This window comes from Streptomyces sp. S.PNR 29, from assembly GCF_030386795.1.
Taxonomy (GTDB): Bacteria; Actinomycetota; Actinomycetes; order Streptomycetales; family Streptomycetaceae; genus Streptomyces.
Genome location: NZ_JANUQM010000010.1, coordinates 192106 through 208696, shown reverse-complemented (window position 1 = coordinate 208696; position 16591 = coordinate 192106). Strand labels below are relative to the sequence as shown.

General features: G+C 70.6%; 11 protein-coding genes. 6 read left to right on the top strand and 5 right to left on the bottom strand.

What is annotated here, in order from left to right; all coding sequences use genetic code 11:
* Window positions 1-19: 19 nt before the first annotated feature.
* The 5 genes from NW895_RS26415 to NW895_RS26395 all read right to left on the bottom strand — a co-directional run bounded on the left by NW895_RS26415 (window position 20) and on the right by NW895_RS26395 (window position 7470).
* A complete protein-coding gene (locus tag NW895_RS26415; RefSeq protein ID WP_289938571.1) occupies window positions 20-883 on the bottom strand; it encodes a sulfotransferase in 864 nt (287 codons plus the stop codon).
* 158 nt (window positions 884-1041) lie between these two features.
* Window positions 1042-2292: an alpha-L-fucosidase gene (locus NW895_RS26410; protein ID WP_289938570.1), complete on the bottom strand. Its 1251-nt coding sequence runs from the start codon at window positions 2290-2292 to the stop codon at window positions 1042-1044.
* A 3-nt stretch (window positions 2293-2295) separates the two neighbouring features.
* Window positions 2296-5349, bottom strand: coding sequence for a glycoside hydrolase family 38 C-terminal domain-containing protein (locus NW895_RS26405; RefSeq protein WP_289938568.1), 3054 nt, complete (start codon window positions 5347-5349; stop codon window positions 2296-2298).
* A gap of 22 nt (window positions 5350-5371) precedes the next feature.
* Window positions 5372-6709: a 6-phospho-beta-glucosidase gene (locus NW895_RS26400; protein WP_289938567.1), complete on the bottom strand. Its 1338-nt coding sequence runs from the start codon at window positions 6707-6709 to the stop codon at window positions 5372-5374.
* The gene (locus NW895_RS26395) at window positions 6706-7470 is read right to left on the bottom strand and encodes a DeoR/GlpR family DNA-binding transcription regulator (RefSeq protein WP_289938741.1); all 765 of its coding nucleotides are present in this window, start codon (window positions 7468-7470) and stop codon (window positions 6706-6708) included. The genes NW895_RS26400 and NW895_RS26395 overlap by 4 nt, the downstream gene beginning before the upstream one ends.
* A gap of 141 nt (window positions 7471-7611) precedes the next feature.
* Here NW895_RS26395 and NW895_RS26390 point away from each other — a divergent pair, with 141 nt between their 5' ends.
* Genes NW895_RS26390 through NW895_RS26365 form a run of 6 tightly spaced genes read left to right on the top strand, consistent with a single transcriptional unit; the run spans window position 7612 to window position 16573 of the window.
* Window positions 7612-8631 (top strand): carbohydrate kinase family protein, encoded by a 1020-nt coding sequence (locus tag NW895_RS26390; RefSeq protein WP_289938565.1) that lies wholly within the window; start codon window positions 7612-7614, stop codon window positions 8629-8631.
* A 47-nt stretch (window positions 8632-8678) separates the two neighbouring features.
* Complete coding sequence (locus NW895_RS26385) at window positions 8679-9965, top strand: substrate-binding domain-containing protein (RefSeq protein WP_289938564.1); 1287 nt, start codon at window positions 8679-8681, stop codon at window positions 9963-9965.
* The gene (locus tag NW895_RS26380) at window positions 9965-10930 is read left to right on the top strand and encodes a sugar ABC transporter permease (protein WP_289938562.1); all 966 of its coding nucleotides are present in this window, start codon (window positions 9965-9967) and stop codon (window positions 10928-10930) included. Before NW895_RS26385 ends, NW895_RS26380 begins: the two co-directional genes overlap by 1 nt.
* An 11-nt stretch (window positions 10931-10941) precedes the next feature.
* A complete protein-coding gene (locus tag NW895_RS26375) occupies window positions 10942-11781 on the top strand; it encodes a carbohydrate ABC transporter permease (protein WP_289938560.1) in 840 nt (279 codons plus the stop codon).
* The gene (locus tag NW895_RS26370) at window positions 11778-14693 is read left to right on the top strand and encodes a glycoside hydrolase family 2 TIM barrel-domain containing protein (RefSeq protein ID WP_289938559.1); all 2916 of its coding nucleotides are present in this window, start codon (window positions 11778-11780) and stop codon (window positions 14691-14693) included. The genes NW895_RS26375 and NW895_RS26370 overlap by 4 nt, the downstream gene beginning before the upstream one ends.
* A 50-nt stretch (window positions 14694-14743) precedes the next feature.
* The gene (locus tag NW895_RS26365; protein ID WP_289938558.1) at window positions 14744-16573 is read left to right on the top strand and encodes a LamG-like jellyroll fold domain-containing protein; all 1830 of its coding nucleotides are present in this window, start codon (window positions 14744-14746) and stop codon (window positions 16571-16573) included.
* Window positions 16574-16591 lie beyond the last annotated feature (18 nt).

Sequence of the window (16591 nt, the reverse complement as noted above, 5' to 3'; positions counted from 1 at the left end):
CACAGGGGCGTGGGGGTACCTAGGGCCCCTCCGGGTACCCCCACGCCTTCGCCAACTCGGTGAGGCGCGGGGGGAGTTCGACGTGCGGTGCGGCCGTGCGGGCGGTCTGGATGCGGCCGGACCTGATGGTGCTGGACCAGTCGCCCAGCTGGGGGCGGAAGGTGCCGTGGTCCTTGCTGCCGTAGTCGAGCATGCCGGGCTCCCAGGGGACGCCGAGGTGGTCGCAGACACCCCGGGTCACCTTCTCCGGATCGGCCGTGAGGTCCTCGTACCTGATCACCTGCACGTTCGGGAGACGCTGCCGGGCCTCCTCCAGCTTTTCGCCGTAGTCGAGGACCTCGGCGCGGATGGCCTCGTGGTCGGGGTCCGTACGACGGTCGGTGAGGGACATGACGACCGCGCCGGGGTGGCGCAGCAGGACGATGTAGCGGGCGTTCGGCCAACATCGGCGCAGCCGGGGCCAGATGAGCGTGTTGGGCGGCGTCTTGTCGACGATGACGTCCTTGCCGCTGCGGGTGAGTTCCAGGTGCAGCACCCGGTCCCACAGCACGTGCTCCAGTTCCTCCTTGTCGAGCTGGAGCTCCTTCATGGCGTCCGCGGTGAAGTCGCGGGACAGGTGGACGTGCAGGGTGCGCAGGTGCATCTCGTGCGGGGCGCGGATACGGCTGTGGCTGTTGAGCAGGACGCGCAGGAGGGTGGACCCGGAACGTACCGACGACAGCACGAAGACCGGGGACTCCACCAGGCGCGGGGCCCGCGGCGCGGTGTAGGTGTCCGTGTTCTGCCGAGGGCCCGGGATCGCGTCGAGGTTCCGGCGCGGGGGGCTGACGGCCTGCATCACCAGCCTTCCGCGCCGCTTGAGTCCCTTGCCGATCGCAGCCATTCGCGGGTCTCGCACCATGACACCTTTCTCTCGCGCCGTGCCGTCGGAATCCCAGTGGCGGAAGGTGACGTTCAGGTGTCGCGCAGGGAAAGCACCCTGGTCACGCGCGTCCACAAACCGCTCGTGACCAGGGCATTTACCGTATTTTTGATAGTGCGTCAGAATCTGCCCGAGCCGCGGTACAGCTGAAGTTCGCCGTCCAGTTCGACGGCGAGCACCGTGGCATGCGGGTCGAGGTCGGTCTCGGCCGGCGGCTCGATCCAGAGGATGCCGGGTGTCTCGTGCAGGCCGCCGGTGATCCGGTGGGAGAGCTCCGTGCCGCTGCCGAGCACCGTGACCCGGCGGACCGTGCTGAGCAGCCCGCGGACGTTGATCTCGGCGCGCGGGGCGTCGAAGAGGATCAGGTACAGCGTGCGGCGGTCCTTCGAGAGGGTGCTCGGGCCGTAGTGGTGCCCCGCCGGCAGCCCGCGCACGGTGCCGTACACGGCCTGCGCGTGCCGGGCGATCCAGTCGCCCAGCCCTTCCAGCCGCTCGGCCTGCTCCTCGGGGATCGTGCCGTCCTCCCGCGGCCCCACGCTGAGCAGCAGGTTGCCGCCACCGCCGATCGTCTCGGCGAAGTAGCGGATCAGCTGGCCGACCGACTTGTGGTTGTGGTCGTGGTGCTGGAAGCCCCAGGAGTCGTTGATCGTCAGGCACAGTTCCCAGGGACCCTCGGGCGGTACGACGGGGGCGCCCTGCTCCGGGGTGGCGTAGTCGCCCTCGCTGAGCATCCGCGCGTTGAAGACGACGTCGGGTACGTAGGACCGGATGAGCGCGGCGAGTTCGGGGATGCGCCACTGCTCCTCGCTGCGGTCCCACTCGCCGTCGAACCACATCAGGTCGGGCCGGTAGCGGGAGGCCAGTTCGCGGATCTGGCCGTCGCGGTAGGCGATGAACCGCTCCCAGGCCTGAAGGTCCTCGTCCTCGGCCGCGACCTCCGAGTACCGGTTGTCCTCCAGCTCCGGCGGTCGGCCCGGCTTGCGCGTGGAGGCGTAGTCGGGGTGGCTCCAGTCCGAGTGCGAGTAGTAGAGACCGACCTTGAGGCCCTGCTCGCGCAGGGCGTCGGCATACCCGGCGATCAGGTCGCGGCCGACGTTCAGATCGCCGTGAGCGGTGTCCCACAGGGCGACGCCGTCGTGGTGACGGCTGGTCAGGACGGCGTACTTGGCGCCGGCCCGCGCGAAGAGCTTCGCCCACTCGCGCGGGTCGTAGCGGGAGGCCGTGAAGCGGTCGAGCTGGGACATGTACTGGTCGTAGGGAACGATGTCGTCGTAGAACGACCAGGACTCCTGGACGCCGTCGACGGCGTAGATGCCCCAGTGGATGAAGATCCCGAACTTGGCGTCGGTGAACCAGGGTTGCATGGGCATGGGTCAGCTCTCCCGGGCACGCTTCAGCCGCAGGGTCAGGACCTGGAAGGGCCGCAGCGTGACCGCGACCGCGCCGTCGCCGTCGAGGTCCGCGTCCTGAAGCGGCCGCTCAAGCAGGTCGGTGACCTGGGCGCCGGCGAGCGGGAACCCGGTGCGCAGCACGCCCTGGGCGCGGCCGCCGCGGGACTCGTACAGGCGCACCACCACGTCGCCCGACTCGTCGTCGGCGAGCTTCACCGCCTCGACGGTCACGCCCTCTCCGGCCACGGAGACGACCGGCTCCGGGGCGCCCGCCGACTCGGCCACGCGCAGCGGCAGGTTGAGGGCGTAGCCCTCGGCCACCGCGTCCTCGATGCGCGCGCCGGGCAGCAGGGAGTAGGTGAGGCGGTGCTTGCCCTGGTCGGCCTCGGGGTCGGGGATGCGTGGGGCGCGGACCAGGCTGAGCCGGACGGTGGTGGTCGTACCGCCGTCCTCGCGGACCGTGCGGGAGACGTCGTGGCCGTACGTCGAGTCGTTGATGACCGCGACGCCGTAGCCGGGCTCGCCGATGTGCACCCAGCGGTGCCCGGACACCTCGAAGCGAGCCGCCTCCCAGCTGGTGTTGGTGTGGGTGGGGCGCTGGATGTGACCGAACTGGATCTCCGCGGAGGAGTGGGGCGCACGGACGTCCACGGGGAAGCCCGCCTTGAGGATCTTCTCCACCTCGTGCCAGTCGATGTCGGTCTCGAAGTCGATGCGGGGGCTGCCGGCCCGGACGGTGATCGTCTGGGTGATCTTCGAGCCCTTGCCGAAGGACCTTTCGACCCTGATGGCGCCGACCAGCGGGTCGGCCTCGACGACCGTCACCGCGTCCGCCTCCAGCAGGTCCCGGTAGCGGTTCTGGTAGTGCTTGTCGATGTCCCAGGCGTCCCAGTAGTTGGGCAGGTCCGTGTGGAGGCGGAGCAGATTGCCCTGGTCGGCGAGGACCTCGCGCCCGGCGCGCAGATCGCGTACGGACGCCAGCGTGCCGTCCTCGGCCACCTCCACCCGGACGAGGCCGTTGTCGAGGACGCGTCCTTCGACCGTCACGGGCTGCGGGGGCTCGGCGGCGGCGAGGGGAGCGCTGCCGCTCGCGGGCACCTTCACGTACACCGGTGCGCCCTCCGAGGTGCGGACCACCTCGGCACGGTCGTAGGGGCTGGTGTTGAAGACCCGGGCGGAGCCGGCGCCGAGGGCGGTGATCGCCTCGGCGGTGAGCGCCTGGAGTTCTGCTGCCACCCGCGCGTACTCCGCCTCCGCCTCCCGGTGCACCCAGGCGATCGACGAGCCCGGCAGGATGTCGTGGAACTGGTGCAGCAGGACCGTCTTCCACAGCCGGTCCAGCTTCTCGTGGGGGTACGCGTATCCCGGGGCGTGCAGCGCGGCGGTCGTGGCCCACAACTCGGCCTCGCGGAGCAGGTGTTCACTGCGCCGGTTGCCCTGCTTCGTGCGCGCCTGGGAGGTGTACGTGGCGCGGTGCAGCTCCAGGTAGAGCTCGCCGTTCCAGACCGGGGCGTCCGGGTACTCCTCGCGGGCCTTGGCGAAGAAGTCGTCCGGGTGCTCCACGACGACCTTGGGCGAGCCCTCCAGGTCGGCGAGGCGGCGCGCCCGTTCCATGATCTCGCGGGTGGGGCCGCCACCGCCGTCGCCCCAGCCGAACGGGGCGAGGGAACGCTTCCCCGCGCCCTTCTCGGAGTAGTTGCGCACCGCGCGGTCCATCTCCTCGCCGCTGAAGCGGGCGTTGTAGGTGTCGACCGGCGGGAAGTGGGTGAAGATGCGGGTGCCGTCGATGCCCTCCCACCAGAAGGTGTGGTGGGGGAACTTGTTCGTCTGGTTCCAGGAGATCTTCTGGGTCAGGAACCACTCGTTGCCGGCGAGCTTGGCGAGCTGCGGGTAGGCGGCGGTGTAGCCGAAGGAGTCCGGCAGCCAGACGCCCTTGGTCTCGATGCCGAAGTGCTCGATGAAGAAGCGCTTGCCGTGGATGAGCTGGCGGGCCATCGCCTCGCCGCCGGGCAGGTTGCCGTCGGCCTCGACCCACATGCCGCCGACCGGCGCCCACTGGCCCTTCTTCACGGAGTCCTGGATGCGGGCCCACACGTGGGGGTAGTTGTCGCGCACCCACTCGTACTGCTGGGCCTGGGAGCAGGCGAAGATGAAGTCCTCGTACTCGTCGGCCAGGGACGTCACGTTGGAGAAGGTGCGGGACGTCTTGCGCTTGGTCTCGCGGATGGGCCACAGCCAGGCGGAGTCGATGTGGGCGTGGCCGACGCCGGAGATGGTGTGGGCGCTGGCGTGGGCGGGCTTGGCCAGCACGGGCGCGAGCACCTCGCGGACGGCCGCGGCGCTGCCGGAGACGTCGTCCAGGTCCAGGGCGTCCATGGCCCGGTCCAGGGTGTGCAGGATCTCGTGGCGGCGCGGTTCGTGCTCGCCCAGGTGGACCATGAGTTCACGCAGCACCTGGAGGTCCAGGTCCAGGTGCCAGACGTCCTCGTCGAGGACGGCGATGTCGGCGCTCTTGAAGACGTACAGCGGTTGGTCGCCGGCCGTGAGGACGTCGCCCAGCGGGGTCGGGGCGGAGAAGTTGTCGGCGAGGATGTCCGGATTCGAGGCCGCCTCGACCAGGTAGTCGATCGTCTCCCCGCCCGACGCGGGGTTGGCGATCGGTACGTACTGGTTGAGCGGGTTGACCGCCTTCAGGGGGCGGCCGTCGGGCAGGTGCACCAGCGCCTCGGCCTGGTTGCCCGGCCAGTCGCCCACGAACCCGAGGTCGATGACCGCTTCGACGCGCTTTCCGGCCCACTCGGCGGGCACCTGCCCGCGCATGCGGAACCAGGTGGTGCCCCAGGGCGGGCCCCAGGGGGTGCCCATGGCGAAGGGCTCGTACCGCGCGGCCGCGGCCTCCTCGAAGGAGACCGGCTCTCCCGGCGCCTGCCAGGCCTCGACCGCGAAGGGGACGGTTGCCGCGTAGATCGCGGGCTTGATGCGCTGGGTGTGGAGGCGTTCGGCGCGCTCCTCGATCCGGCGGCGTTCGTCGTGCATGGGACTTGGTCTCCTGACAGGTCTACTTGAGGTAGGCGAGGCCGGGGTGGACGGCGGTGTAGCCCTCGACGAGGCGGCGGGCGACGTTCACGGAGTCGACGAGCGGGTGCAGCGCGAACGCCTTCACGGCCGTCGTACGGGAGCCGGACCCGGCGGCGGCGAGCACCTCGCGCTCGACCGCCTTGACCGCGCAGACCAGGCCGGTGGCGTGGTCGGGCAGCGGGTCCACGGCGACCGGGTGCGCGCCATTGGCGTCGACCAGGCAGGGGACCTCGATGACGGCCTCGGAGTCCAGCACGGAGAGGGTGCTGCGGTTGCGGACGTTGAGGATGAGGGTGGTGCGCTCGTCGCGGGCGATGGCCCGCATCAGGGCGAGGGCGACCTTCTCGTAGCCGCCGGAGAGATCGTCGGCGTCGCGCTCGCCGGCGCCCGCGCTCTGACGGTTCTCGGCCATGTAGGTGGCCTCCCGCTCGGCGCGGGTGCGGTCCCAGGCCGCCAGGGCGGGCGTGTCCGGGTCGCGCATCTCCTCGTAGAAGCGGGCCTGCTGGTCGCGCAGGAAGGCGCCGCGGGTCCGCTCGGCCTGCTGGTAGGCGCGGACGGCCTCACGGTTGAAGTAGTAGTAGTGCAGGTACTCGTTCGGGATCGCGCCCAGGGACTGCAGCCAGTCGACGCCGAAGAGCTTGCCCTCCTCGAAGGAGCCGAGCAGGTCCGGGTCGGCGAGCAGGCGCGGGAGCTCGTCGCGCCCGGCGACGCGCAGGCCGCGCACCCAGCCGAGGTGGTTGAGGCCGACGTAGTCGATCCAGGCGTCCCCCGGGTCGGCGCCGAGCACGCGGGCGATACGGCGGCCGAGGCCGACCGGCGAGTCGCAGATGCCGATGACACGGTCGCCGAGGTGGCGGGACATGGCCTCGGTGACCAGTCCCGCCGGGTTGGTGAAGTTGATGACCCAGGCGTCGGGGGCCAGGCGGGCCACCCGCTGGGCGATGTCGACGGCGACCGGCACGGTCCGCAGGCCGTAGGCGATGCCGCCCGCGCCGACCGTCTCCTGGCCGAGGACACCCTCCGCCAGGGCCACCCGCTCGTCGTCCGCGCGGCCCTGAAGACCGCCGACGCGAATCGCGGAGAACACGAAGTCGGCGCCGCGCAGGGCCTCGTCGAGGTCGGTGGTGGCCGTGACCTCGGGGGCGTCGGGCACGCCGGCGGCCTGCTCGGCGAGCACCCGGGTCACCGCGGACAGCCTCGGGGCGTCCAGGTCGTGCAGCACGACATGCGTGACGCGGCCCTCGGCGCGGTCCCCGAGGAGCGCCCCGTACACGAGCGGCACCCGGAATCCGCCGCCGCCCAGAATCGTCAGTTTCACGCTTGCACCTTTCCCGCCACGACCACCTCGACGCCTGCCTCCTCCAGGGAGGACCGCGTCTCCGCGTCCACGGTCGCGTCCGTCACCACCACGTCCAGGTCCTCCGGACCGCAGACCTTCGCCATTCCCGTACCGGGGAACTTCGCCGAGTCGGCCAGGAGCACGACCGTGTCACCGGCCTTGATCATGGCCCGCTTGACCGGCACCTCGACGACCGTCGTGTCCATCACCTGCCCTCCCGGGCGCACTCCGCTGGTGCCGAGGAAGAGCCAGTCGGCGTGCAGCTGGCGCAGGTTGTCCTCGGTGAGGAAGCCGACCAGGGAGCGGTACTCGCGGCGGACCATGCCGCCGAGCAGCACCAGCTCGATGCCCTCGTCGTCGGCCAGCTCCTCGTAGACCACCAGATTGCTGGTGATCACGGTGAGGCGGCGGCCGTGCAGCTGGCGAGCGAGCCGGTAGGCGGTGGTCCCGATGTCGAGCAGCACCGACTGGCCGTCCGTGATCATCTCCGCGGCGCGCACGGCTATCGCGTCCTTCTCGGGCACGCGCACCTCGGCGACCTCGGCGAAGGGCTGGTCGCCCTCCTCGGCCACGGCGCCGCCGTGCACGCGGGTGAGCAGGCCGTCCTCCTCCAGTTTGACCAGGTCACGCCGGACCGTGGCGGGGCTCACACCCAGCTGCTCGGAGAGATCGGTCACGGCCGCCGCGCCGCCGGAGCGCAGGGCCCTCAGGATGAGTTGGTGTCGTCGTTCTGCCAGCACGACGTGAACAGTACTCGTCATGCTCAATCATTTCCATGCTCACTTCTGCTCAGGTATTGACCAATCTCATGCAGCAGCGCAACGATTCCCGTCACTGAAATGAAGAGTTCTGACGCTCTCCCCGACGAGAGGACTGCGCGCGTGGACGACGACCGGCCCGATGTGCTGCTGACCGGGCTGCTCTTCTACGACCTCGTCCTCACCGGCCTGGGCAGGCCGCCGACGCCGGGCGAGGAGATCTGGACGGCCGGCATGGGCTGCGGCCCCGGCGGTATCGCCAACCTCGCGGTCGCCGCGTCCCGCTTCGGCCTGAGGACCTCCCTGGCCACGGTCTTCGGCGACGACTTCTACGGCGCCCACTGCCGGGAGATCCTCGCCGGCCAGGAGAACGTCGACCTCTCGCTCTCCCGCGTCGCGGACGGCTGGGCCACCCCGGTCACCGTGTCCCTGGCGTACGGCGACGACCGGGCCCTCGTCACCCACGGCCAGGAACCCCCCTACTCCCAGGACGCGCTGATGGGCGACCCGCCCGAGGCGCGCACCGCCCTGGTCCACATCGAGGCCCAGCCCCGCGCGTGGCTCGCCAAGGCCGCCGCGAACGGCACGCGGATCTACGCCGACGTCGGCTGGGACCCCACCCAGGAGTGGTCCACCGACCTCCTGGAGCAGCTCTCGCTGTGCCACGCCTTCCTCCCCAACGAGAGGGAGGCGATGGCCTACACCCGCACCGACAGCGCGGTCGCGGCGCTCGGCACGCTGGCCGAGCTGGTGCCGGTGGCCGTGGTCACGCGCGGCGGGGACGGCGCGGTCGCCGTCGACCAGCTGACGGGCGAGTACGCGGAGGTGCCCGCCCTCGACGTGGACGTCCTGGACGCGACGGGTGCCGGGGACGTCTTCGGCGCGAGCTTCGTCGCGGCCTCGCTCGGCGGCTGGCCGCTCCAGGAGCGGCTGCGGTTCGCGGTACTGGCGGCCGGGCTGTCGGTCCGGCACCACGGAGGGGCGCCGGCCGCCCCCGGCTGGTACGGCGTCGACCGCTGGTGGCGCTCGCTGACCGACCCCGACCTCAAGCGGGCGTACGGCTTCCTGGCGGACCGCATCCCGGCGGATCCCGGCCCGCCCGTGCGGTACGCCCCCGTGACCCCTCCCGCACGGCAGTACTGACCCCCCACATTCGACGTTTCGAGAACACCCGAAAGGCGGTGGGAGCTGTGCGGCTCTCACGAAGAGGCCTCCTGCGCGCGGGTCTGGCCGGCACGGCGGCCACGACGCTCGCAGGCCTGGCGTCCGGCTGTGCCGTCCCCACCGGCTCGACCGGCCGGAACATGGTCCTGTGGTACTGGGACGGCGGTCTGGGCGACACGGTCGTGACGAAGGCCAGGGCCCGCTACGCCGGCACGGTGAACCTCCGGGCCGTCAAGATCGGCGGTTACTACCGCTCCAAGCTGATCACCACCTTGGCCGGCCGCGCCCACGTCCCGGACATCGCGGGCCTCAAGGGCGAGGACATGGCCTCCTACCTGCCCAACGCCGACCAGTTCGTGGACCTGCGGACGCTGGGCGCGGAGAAGTACCGGAGCCGGTACCTGCCCTGGAAGTGGGACCAGGGCATCGCCGACGACGGGTCGATGATCGGATTCCCGATCGACTGCGGCCCGGTCGCGCACCTCTACCAGTACGAGGTGTTCCGCAAGGCGGGGCTGCCGTACGAGCCCGCCGACGTGTCGAGGGAACTGAACACCTGGGAGGCGTTCTTCGCGGCCGGCGAGCAGCTGAAGAAGCGGATCCCGGGGACCTGCCTGCTGACCGATGTCAGCAGCGTCTTCGAGAACGTCGTGCAGCAGGGCAGCAAGCGGTACGTCGACAAGGACCGCCACTTCATCGGCGACCAGGAGCACATACGCCACGCCTGGGCGCTCGCCGTGGAGGCCAAGCGACGGGGGATCGTCTCGAACCTCGTCAGCGGCACCCCGGACCAGCTGTCGGCGATCGAGGGCGGCAAGCTGCCGAGCCAGCTGGGCGCCTCCTGGGCCACCAACGACATCAAGAACGGCGTGCCCAGGACCAAGGGCAGGTGGCGCGTGGCCCAGATGCCCGTGCGGCCCTCCAACAACGGCGGCTCGTTCCTGTCGGTCACCAAGGCGTGCCGGAACCCCGAGAAGGCCTTCGAGATCATCGCCTGGATGCTCGACGCGGACAACCAGGCCCAGGGCTACGTCGACGCGGGCCTGTTCCCCTCCATCCCCGCCTCGTACGGCCTGAAGCAGCTGCGCGAACCGGACCCCTTCTTCGGAGGGCAGGTCACGATGGACGTCTTCGGGCCCGCCGCGCAGAAGATCGTGGTCGCCTACAACAGCCCGTTCGACGTGGCGCTCGGGCAGCCCGTCAAGGACGAGATCAAGAACGTCGGCGTCCTCGGCAAGGACCCGGAGCAGGCCTGGAAGGACGCCATGAGCAAGTGCCGGCGCATCGCGAACCACCTGGGGGTGAGCTACTGATGGCCACCGCCCCCGCAGTGGAGAAGCCCCCGGCGGTCACCGTGGACACGCCCGCCGCGCGGCCGCGGAAGGGCCTGCGCACGTACTGGCACCTCTACGCCGCGATCTCCCCCTTCTACCTCCTCTTCCTCGTCTTCGGCCTGATCCCCGTCGGCTTCTCGCTCCATCTGTCCTTCCACCGCTGGGACGGCCTCGGCCCGATGGAGTCCGCGGGCCTCACGCAGTACCAGTACCTGCTCAGCGACAGCGACTTCTGGAGCTCGATCGGGAACACCCTCGTCATCTGGGCGATGGCCACCTTCCCCATGATCTTCCTGGCGATGGTCACGGCCGTGATGCTCAACTCGGCGGTCCGCTTCAAGAACGTCTACCGCTTCGCCTACTTCCTGCCGAACGTCACCTCGGTCGTCGCCGTCGCGATCATCTTCGGCTCGGTGTTCTCCACCAACTTCGGCCTGATCAACGCGCTGTCGCAGGCCGTCGGGCTCGACCAGGTGGCATGGCTGAACACGCCGTGGGGCATCAAGGTCGCCATCGCTACGCTGATGACCTGGCAATGGACCGGCTACAACGCGATCATCTTCCTCGCCGGGCTCCAGACCATTCCGAGCGATCTGTACGAGGCGGCGCGCATCGACGGCGCCGGTCCGGTGCAGACGTTCTTCCGGGTGACGCTGCCGCTGCTGCGGCCGACGCTGCTGTTCGTGCTCGTCGTCTCGACGGTCACGGGTCTGCAGAGCTTCTCCGAACCGCAGGTGCTGCTGCAGAACACCTCCAACGACTCGACGTTCTCCGGCGGCCCGGACCACGCGGGCCGGACGATGGTCCTCTACTTCTTCCAGCAGACCTTCGACAACAACGACTTCGGCTACGGCGCTGCCGTGGCCTGGGGCATCTTCCTCGTCGTCGTCCTCTTCTCGATCATCAACTGGCGCCTGGTGCAGCGCCGGGGCGAAGAACAGTGAGGCCGCACACCATGGCATCCATCAAGGGCTCCGGGCGCCGGGGCATCGCGCTGCACGGGTCCCTGATCGTCGGCGTGGTGCTGTCGGCCTTCCCGTTCTACTGGGCCGTCATCATGTCGACGCACACGACGACAGAGATCTTCTCCTACCCGCCGAAGCTGCTGCCGGGCACGCACTTCCTCGAGAACGTCCGCAGCCTCTTCGACAACATCGACTTCTTCGGCTCGATGTTCAACTCGCTGCTGGTGGCCGGGTCGGTGACGTTCCTCGTCCTGTTCTTCGACTCGCTCGCCGCGTTCGTCTTCGCCAAGTTCGAGTTCCCGGGCCGCAAGGTGCTGTTCGCGCTGCTGATGGTGATCTTCATGGTGCCGACGCAGCTCCAGGTCATCCCGCAGTTCGTGATCATGGCGAAGATCGGCTGGATCGGCTCGATGACCGCGCTGATCGTGCCGGCGGCGGCCAACGCGTTCGGCATCTTCTGGATGCGCCAGTACATGAGGAGCGCCATCCACGACGAGCTGCTCGACGCCGCCAGGCTGGACGGGGCGAACTTCCTGCGCCAGTACTGGCACGTGGCGCTCCCCGTGGTCCGCCCGGGCCTGGCCTTCCTCGGCATCTTCACCTTCATGGGCCAGTGGAACGACTACGCCTGGCCGCTGATCGCCCTCACCAACCCGGACAACGTCACCCTCCAGGTCGCGCTGTCCCAGCTCAACGGAGTCCACGGCACCACCGACTACGGCATGGTGATGACCGGCGCCCTGCTCGCCCTCCTCCCGCTGCTGATCGTCTTCGCCATCGGCGCCCGGCAGATCATCGGCGACCTCGCCAAGGGGGCCGTGCGCGGATGACCAGCGATTCCCTGCGCCCCTGGCAAGCGCCCGAGCTGACCTCCTGGGGCAGGCTGCCGATGAGCGCCGTCGACCGGCGTTCGGGTGCCCTCTCCCTGGACGGCGACTGGCGCTTCCAGCTGCTGCCCGCGCCGGACGCGCCTGTACGCGACACCTGGTCCTCGTCGTACGTCCCCGGCGCCTGGACGATGCAGGGCACCGACGACCTGCCGCAGTACACCAACGTCCGCATGCCGTTCCCCGAGTTCCCGCCCGCGGTGCCCGCCGCCAACCCGACAGGTGTCCATGAGCGCGAGGTGGACGTTCCCGCCGAGTGGGCCGGGCGGCGGATCGTGCTCCAGGTCGGTGCCGCCGAGAGCGTGCTTCTGGTGCACGTGGACGGGCGGCCCGTCGGGATCTCCAAGGACTCCCATCTGGCCGCCGAGTTCGACCTGTCCGCCGTCGTACGTCCCGGCGAACGTGCGAGCGTCCGCCTGACCGTCGTGAAGTGGTCGGACGCCTCGCACATCGAGGACCAGGACCAGTGGTGGCACGGCGGGATCACAAGATCGGTGCTGCTGTACGCGACGGATCCGCTGCACCTGGCCGACGTGACGGTACGGGCGGGGCGCCACGGTGACCTGCGCGTCGACTGCCGGGTGCGGAACGCGGACGGTGCGCTGCCGGACGGCTGGTACGTCAGCGGGGAGCTGGACGGGCAGCTGCTGACGCAGGACGAGGAGTTCGACCGCGCAGGCGCCGAGGACGAGCGTGTCTCCGCCTTCCTCGGCGAGGCACGGCTGCAGGCCACCGTCCCCGAGGTGCGCGCCTGGACCGCCGAGACGCCCGAGCTGTACGGCCTGACCGTCCGGCTGCACCGCGCCGACGGCACGGTCGCCGACACCTCCCGCCACCGCGTCGGCTTCCGCGACGTCGAGATCGCCGGCCGGGACCTGCTCGTCAACGGTGAGCGGATCTACGTCCGGGGCGTCAACCGGCACGACTTCCACCCGCTGACGGGCCGGACGGTGTCGTACGACGACATGCGCGCGGACCTGGTCCTGCTGAAGCGTTTCGGCTTCAACGCGATCCGCACCTCCCACTACCCGAACGACCCGGCGCTGTACGACCTCGCCGACGAACTCGGTTTCTACGTCGTCGACGAGGCGGACATCGAGTCCCACGACCACGCCCACGAGATCGCCGACGACCCGCGCTATCTGAACGCCTTCGTGGACCGGGTCTCACGCATGGTGCTGCGGGACAAGAATCACCCGTCGGTCGTCATCTGGTCGCTGGGCAACGAGTCGGACTACGGCGCCCACCACGACGCGGCCGCCGCCTGGGTGCGGCGGCACGACCCGACGCGGCCGGTCCAGTACGAGGGGGCGGCCAAGCTCGACTGGGCGGACCCGCGGCTCGCCTCGGACATCGCCTGCCCGATGTACGCGCCGATCGAGGACTGCGTCGCGCACGCGCTGTCCGGGAAGCAGACCAAGCCGCTCATCCAGTGCGAGTACTCGCACGCCATGGGCAACAGCAACGGCACCCTCGCCGACCACTGGGCGGCCATCGAGGCAACGCCGGGTCTTCAGGGCGGCTTCATCTGGGAGTTCTGGGACCACGGCATCCTCCAGCGTGTGAACGACGGAAGACCGGCCGGGCGTGGGGGCGCCGGGCTGTACGAGGGCGGGGTCGCCGCGCCGGGCCACCGGTGGGCGTACGGCGGCGACTTCGGGGAGACGGTCCACGACGGGGCGTTCATCGCCGACGGTGTGGTGTTCCCCGACCGCACGCCCAAGCCGGTGCTGTACGAGCACCGGGAGATCGCGGCGCCGGTGCGGCTGGAGTGCTTCCGGCACGAGGGCGTCGTCGTCGGCAACCACCAGCACTTCCGGGGGCTGGAGTGGCTGTCCTTCGCGTGGGAGCTGGTGGTGGCGGACGGCCCGGCGGTGACCGTGCCGGCCCGGCTGCCCGCCCTGCGGCCGGGTGAGACGGCGGCGGTGCCGCTGCCGTTCGAGCTGCCGGAGGACGGCGGGGAGGCGTGGCTGACGCTGCGGGTGACGACGGCCGACGACGAACCCTGGGCGCCGCGTGGCACGGTGGTGTGTCTGCCGCAGGTGCGGCTGCGGGCGGCGCCCTCGATGACGCACGTGCCGGTCGCGGACCGCTCGGTGGAGGTCGACGAGGAGGGGCTGCTCGTCCATCCGCTGCTGACGGCCGCCCCCACGCTGTCGCTGTGGCGGGCGCCCACGGACAACGACGAGCTGGGCGGCATGGCGGCCCGGTGGCGGGAGTGGGGGCTCGACGCGCCGGAGCGCAAGGTGGTCGGTGTCCGGCGGGCGGGCGGCAGGGTCACCGTGCGGGCGGAGTACGTCACGCGGGCCGGGGTCGTCCGCCATGAGCAGGTCTTCACCGCCGTCGAGGGCGGGATCCTCGTCGAGGAGAGCGCCGAGCTGCCCGAGGCGCTGGACGACGTGGCGCGGGTCGGGTCGGTGTTCGAGACGGTGGCCGGGCTGAACCTGCTGGAGTGGTTCGGGCAGGGGCCCTGGGAGTCGTATCCGGACCGCTGCACGGGGGCGCCCGTCGGCCACCACACCCTCCCCGTGGACGAGCTGTTCACTCCCTATCTGCGGCCGCAGGAGAGCGGCGGCCGGCACGGTGTCCGGCGGTTCACGCTGTCGGCGCCGGACGCCACCGGGCTGGCCGTGCGGCTCGACCGGCCCCGCCAGGTCTCCGTCACCCGCCATCGAGCCGCCGACCTCGCGGCGGCCGCCCACCACGACGAGCTGGTGCCGCGCCCCGGGTGCGTGGTGCATCTCGACGCGGCCCACCGGGGCCTCGGCACCGCCTCGTGCGGGCCGGACACCTCACCGTCGTACCTGATCCCCACCGGCGTCCACAGCTGGGCCTGGACGCTGCGCGTTCTCTGACAGACACACCCCCCGCTCACTGCCCGCTGCCCACCTTTCCTGGAGCACCCGTGTGTACTTCGCATGAGCACGAACAGGGCGAGGCCCCTCAGGCCGGCGCCGGAAGACGCAGTTTCCTGCGGGCCACCGCGCTGCTCGGCGCGAGCGCCGCGGCGACCGCGGTGGCGGTGCCCGCCGCCACCGCACGGACGGAGGCGACGAGTTGGCGCCCCGACCCGGACAGCCGCCGCTTCACGCTCGCCGTGATGCCCGACACGCAGTACCTCTTCGACGGGCCCAGCATCGACAGGGCGCCGGTGGAGGCGTCCCTGCGCTATCTCCTGGAGCACGGCGGGGACAAGAACATCGTCTTCCTCTCCCACCTCGGCGACCTCACGCAGAACGGCGCGGCGGAGGAGTTCGCGGCCATCGGCGACGCCTTCCGGCTGCTCGACCGGCAAGGCGTCGGCTACAGCGTCCTCGCCGGCAACCACGACGTGAAGTCGTCCACGGACGACCAGCGCGGCCCGACGCCGTACCTGGACGCCTTCGGGCCGCGGCGGTTCCAGGGCAGGCCCACCTTCGGCGGCGCCTCTTCCGACGGCTACAACACCTTCCACCTGTTCAGGGCAGCGGGACGCGAGTGGCTGGTGCTCGCACTGGACTGGCGGCTGTCGGAGAAGGGGTACGCGTGGGCCGAGGACGTCATCGCCCGGCACCCGAGGACGCCGGTCATCCTCACCACGCACGAGCTGGTCGCCGAGGACGACTCCCTGTCGTCCTACGGGCAGCAGCTGTGGGACCAGCTGGTCAAGGACCACGACCAGATCTTCCTCACCCTCAACGGGCACTACTGGCCCGCCGGCCGGGCGATCCGCGCGAACGCGGCCGGACATGACGTCCACCTGCACCTGACGAACTACCAGAACCGCTACTTCGGCGGCGCTGCGATGATCCGCCTCTACCACTTCGACCTGGACCGGAACGTCATCGACGTGGAGACGGTCTCCCCGTGGATCCTCGGCCGGGCCGCCGACGGGCTCAACGAGCTGGAGCGGCAGGAGATCGAACTCAGCGGTGACGCCGACCGGTTCACCGTCGAGATCGACTTCGCCGACCGCTTCTCCGGCTTCGATCCGGTACCGGCCCGTCCGGCGCGGCCCGCGTCGCAGCTACTCGTCCCGGGCACGGTCGCCTACTGGCGCTTCGAGGAGCCTGTGCACGGCACCGTCCGGGACCTGTCCGGACGCGGCAACGACCTCGCGCTCGTCACGGTGGGCGGCGGCCGGCTGGGCTGGTCCGCCGACCACCACCCGGACCAGCCCGGCCACGGCAGCCTGGAGTTCCAGGGCTACAAGTCCCCGCTGCGGGGCGCGTACCTGCGCACGGTCGACGGCGCACCGCTCAACGCGGAGAGGTTCGCGAACGGTTACACCATCGAGGCGTTCTACCGCCTTCCCACCAACTGGGACCCCTCCCACAACGCCTGGGCCGGCCTGGTCAGCCGTACGGGCACGGGCGGCGCCGCCGGCAAGACCGCCGACGATCCGGACGAGCCGCTGGCCACCCTGTCGCTGTCCAACGACCGGGAGCCTCAGTGGGCGATGCGCCCGCTCAACCAGGAGGGCATCGCGACCAACTGGGGCCAGGAGACCCCACTGGAGACCTGGTGGCATCTCGCGGTCGTCAACGACGGCGAGCACACGACGATGTACGTCGAGGGCTGCCCGGTGGTCCGCAATCCGAAGGCCACCGCGGTCGGCATCACCTCGGTCGGGCTGCCGTGGCTGCTCGGCGGCTACGAGTACGGCGGAAAGATCGACCAGATCCTGTACGGCCGCCTCGGCGACGTCCGGATCGTCGCGCGGGCGCTGCCCGTCACGTCCTTCATGAACCACTGAGCCCTTCACGAACCACTG

Excerpts from the sequence above, each read along its gene's own strand:
- NW895_RS26375 (WP_289938560.1), top strand. The coding sequence starts at position 10,942 with ATGGCATCCATCAAGGGCTCCGGGCGCCGGGGCATCGCGCTGCACGGG.
- NW895_RS26415 (WP_289938571.1), bottom strand. The coding sequence starts at position 883 with ATGGCTGCGATCGGCAAGGGACTCAAGCGGCGCGGAAGGCTGGTGATG.
- NW895_RS26410 (WP_289938570.1), bottom strand. The coding sequence starts at position 2,292 with ATGCCCATGCAACCCTGGTTCACCGACGCCAAGTTCGGGATCTTCATC.
- NW895_RS26405 (WP_289938568.1), bottom strand. The coding sequence starts at position 5,349 with ATGCACGACGAACGCCGCCGGATCGAGGAGCGCGCCGAACGCCTCCAC.
- NW895_RS26370 (WP_289938559.1), top strand. The coding sequence starts at position 11,778 with ATGACCAGCGATTCCCTGCGCCCCTGGCAAGCGCCCGAGCTGACCTCC.
- NW895_RS26380 (WP_289938562.1), top strand. The coding sequence starts at position 9,965 with ATGGCCACCGCCCCCGCAGTGGAGAAGCCCCCGGCGGTCACCGTGGAC.